This window comes from Thermomonas hydrothermalis, assembly GCF_900129205.1.
Classification (GTDB): domain Bacteria; phylum Pseudomonadota; class Gammaproteobacteria; order Xanthomonadales; family Xanthomonadaceae; genus Thermomonas; species Thermomonas hydrothermalis.
Genome location: NZ_FQUK01000073.1, coordinates 1 through 3,424 on the forward strand (window position 1 = coordinate 1; position 3,424 = coordinate 3,424).

Consider the following 3,424-nt stretch of genomic DNA (forward strand, 5'->3'; position numbering starts at 1 on the left):
CCCAGCTCACCGAGCGGCCCTTCGTGGCCACCGAATCGCGCCTGCTCACGCTGTTTGCGCTGCTGGAGCAGATCAGCGCCGGCACCGAGGCCGACAGCGATGAACTTTCGGCGTTGCGCGCCGAGAACTCCCGTCTGATCGCACTGCTCGAGTCGCACGGCATCGAGTGGCGTGCGCGTCAGCAGCCCACTCCGCCGCCTGTGGAGTCATCGAGACTGTCCACCGACGAAAAGGTCGCGCTCTTCCGGCGCCTGTTCCGCGGCCGCACCGACGTGTTCCCCGTTCGATGGGAAAGCAAGACCACCGGCAAGTCGGGCTACGCGCCAGCCTGCGCGAATGAGTGGCGCGCCGGCGTGTGCGAGAAGCCACGCATCAAATGCGGCGATTGCGCCAATCGCATGCTCATCCCGCTGTCGGACGCCGTGATCTACAAGCACCTGGCCGGCGATCACACGGTCGGGGTGTATCCCCTGTTGGAGGACGACAGCTGCTACTTCCTGGCTGTCGACTTTGACGAGGCCGAATGGCGGGATGATGCACAGGCATTCATGCAGTCGTGCGCAGAGCTTGGTGTGCCGGCGGCGCTGGAGATATCGCGCTCCGGTCAGGGCGCCCATGCCTGGGTTTTCTTCGCCAGTCGGGTGTCGGCACGTGATGCCCGCCGCCTGGGCGCGGCCATCATCAGCCACACCTGCGCGCGCACGCGGCAGCTCCGGCTCACGTCCTACGACCGGATGTTCCCGAACCAGGACACGATGCCCAAAGGCGGGTTCGGCAACCTGATCGCCTTGCCGCTGCAGAAAGGTCCGAGGGAGCAGGGTTTCAGCGTCTTTGTCGATCCCGATCTGCGACCGTACCCTGATCAATGGGCGTTCCTCGCGTCCATCCAGCCGATGGCCGCGCACGATATCGAGCCGACCATCCTGCGGGCGACGGGTGGCGTCCATCCGCTGGACGTCACCTTCATCGACGACGAAGACCTGGCCACGCCGTGGAAGCGCGAAAGCACTTCGACCAAGAAGCTGCCCGGGCCGATGCCGAAGTCACTGAGCGTGACGCTGGCCAACTTGATCTATTTCGAGAAGGCCAAACTGCCGCAGGCGCTGGCCAACCGCCTGATCCGGCTGGCGGCGTTTCAGAACCCCGAGTTCTACAAGGCGCAGGCGATGCGGATGTCGGTGTGGGACAAGCCGCGTGTCATCGGTTGCGCCGAGAGCTACCCCCAGCACATCGCGCTACCCCGAGGGTGTCTGGATGCCGCCCTGTTCACTGCTGCGCGAGAACGGCATCGCCTGCGACCTGAGAGACGAACGCGTTGCCGGCCATCCGCTGGACGTGTCTTTCGTCGGCAGTCTGCGTCCCGACCAGGAAGCCGCCGTCGCGGCGATGCTGCCCTTTGATGCCGGGGTGCTGTGCGCGCCGACCGCCTTCGGCAAGACGGTGACGGCCGCCGCGATGATCGCGCGCCGGGGCGTCAATACCTTGGTGCTGGTTCATCGAACCGAACTGCTCAAGCAGTGGCAGGAGCGGCTGCAGGCGTTTCTGGGCGTCGGCAAGGGTGTGGTCGGCACCATTGGCGGCGGCAAGGCCAAGCCCACCGGCAGGATCGACATCGCCGTGATACAGTCCTTGTCTCGCCAGGGCGAGGTGAACCCGCTGGTCGAGGACTACGGCCACGTGATCGTCGACGAGTGCCACCACGTCGGCGCCGTCTCCTTCGACGCGATCCTCAAGCGAACCAAGGCGAAGTACGTGCTGGGCCTGACGGCGACTCCGATCCGACGCGACGGGCAGCAGCCAATCATCTTCATGCAGTGCGGGCCGATCCGCCACAAGGCGGCTACCCCGGCCGGGGCGCCGCACGATCTGGAGGTCGTGCCGCGCGCCTGCCGCGCTCGCATCGATCTGCCGCAGGATGCCGGCATCCAGGACGTGTTCCGACATCTCGCCAACGATCAGGCCAGGACCGAGGCCATCGCCGCCGAGGTGCGCGATGCCTTCGCGCAGGGTCGCAAGGTGCTGGTCCTGACCGAGCGCACGGAACACCTCGACGCCATCGATGCGGCCCTCGGCGGCCTGGAGCCGTCGCCCTTCGTTCTGCATGGCCGGATGTCGAGAAAGCAGCGTGCAGCGTTGGTGGCAGACCTCGATGCTCTGCCGCCCGACGCGCCGCGTGTGCTCCTGTCGACGGGCAAGCTGGTCGGCGAGGGCTTCGACCACCCGCCGCTGGATACGCTGGTGCTCGCCATGCCGGTGTCCTGGAAGGGCACGCTGCAGCAGTACGCTGGGCGTCTGCACCGGGAACACGCCAGCAAGACCGACGTGCGAATCATCGACTTCGTGGACACCGGTCATCCGGCGCTGCTGCGGATGTGGGACAAGCGCCAGCGTGGCTACCGGGCGATGGGGTACAGGGTGGGTTCTGATGTGCCTGCGGAATGAAGACGAATTCTCCCGGGCCTGAGGCCATCTCCACATCTTGCCATCGGACTACAAAAGGACTATATTCAGTCCCATCCAAGTCCGGAGCACCGCCATGCGCTACTCATCCCAAGTCAAGCCCATCAGCTACCTCAAGGCCAATGCCGCCGAGGTGCTGACCCATCTGGCCGAAAACCGGGAGCCCTTGGTCATCACGCAGAACGGGGAAGCCAAGGCCGTGCTGCAGGACGTTGCGTCCTTCGAGGAAACGCAGGAGACCTTGGCCCTGCTCAAGATCCTGGCGCTTGGACAGCAGGACGTGGAGGCAGGTCGCGTCAAGCCGGTCGCCGATGTGGTGGCGCGCCTACGCGCGAAGAGGGCCACGGCCTGATGGTCGGCAGGCCGACGCGTTACGAGGTCCTGCTGACCGAAGGTGCAGAACAGGACCTGGAGGCGCTCTACGACTACATCGCCGAGTTCGACAGTGTGGCCAACGCCAACCATGTTCTCGACCGCTTGATGGAGGTCGTGGAGGGGCTCGCCCAGTTTCCTGAGCGCGGCAGCTATCCCAAGGAACTCGTCGCCCTGGGCATCAAGGACTACCGCCAGACGGCATTCAAGCCCTACCGGGTGATCTATCGCGTCCTGGGCAACCGGGTCGTGATCTACCTGATCGTCGATGGCCGGCGTGACATGCAGTCAGTGCTGGCGCGCCGGCTCCTGGGCGCTTAGTCCGCAGCATCCCGCACGGTCCCGATCCATTCCGATGCATCACAGTAAGACCGGGTTCGCACGGTCAACCGAACACCACCAAACACAAGGGCTCGGACAATCTCCGGGCCCTTTTTCTTTGCGCCCATCCCCCGTGGCGCGGGGTTCCGGCCATCTGTGCTGCGGGTGGCCCTCACCCGAAACGCCCGAAATCGGCCACTTTCTCGGCCAGAGCCGTCTCTATTCTCTGTTTGGCCTGCGGGTAGGCGCAGAGGGCGGTCTAGCAAAATCA

4 protein-coding genes are annotated in these 3,424 nt (G+C 65.3%); all 4 read left to right on the plus strand.

The window, feature by feature from the left end:
- Nucleotides 1-1,400 (plus strand): TOTE conflict system archaeo-eukaryotic primase domain-containing protein (locus BUA29_RS12485; RefSeq protein ID WP_342741579.1); only part of this gene is annotated, 1,400 nt, incomplete at its 5' end.
- Nucleotides 1,336-2,442 carry a DEAD/DEAH box helicase gene (locus BUA29_RS12355; RefSeq protein WP_218587199.1) on the plus strand — a complete coding sequence of 369 codons (1,107 nt, stop codon included), beginning with the start codon at nucleotides 1,336-1,338 and terminating at the stop codon, nucleotides 2,440-2,442. The genes BUA29_RS12485 and BUA29_RS12355, both read left to right, overlap by 65 nt.
- A gap of 94 nt (nucleotides 2,443-2,536) precedes the next feature.
- Complete coding sequence (locus tag BUA29_RS11730; RefSeq protein ID WP_072756695.1) at nucleotides 2,537-2,812, plus strand: type II toxin-antitoxin system Phd/YefM family antitoxin; 276 nt, start codon at nucleotides 2,537-2,539, stop codon at nucleotides 2,810-2,812.
- Nucleotides 2,812-3,153 carry a type II toxin-antitoxin system RelE/ParE family toxin gene (locus BUA29_RS11735; RefSeq protein WP_072756696.1) on the plus strand — a complete coding sequence of 114 codons (342 nt, stop codon included), beginning with the start codon at nucleotides 2,812-2,814 and terminating at the stop codon, nucleotides 3,151-3,153. The genes BUA29_RS11730 and BUA29_RS11735 overlap by 1 nt, the downstream gene beginning before the upstream one ends.
- The last annotated feature ends 271 nt before the right edge of the window (nucleotides 3,154-3,424 follow it).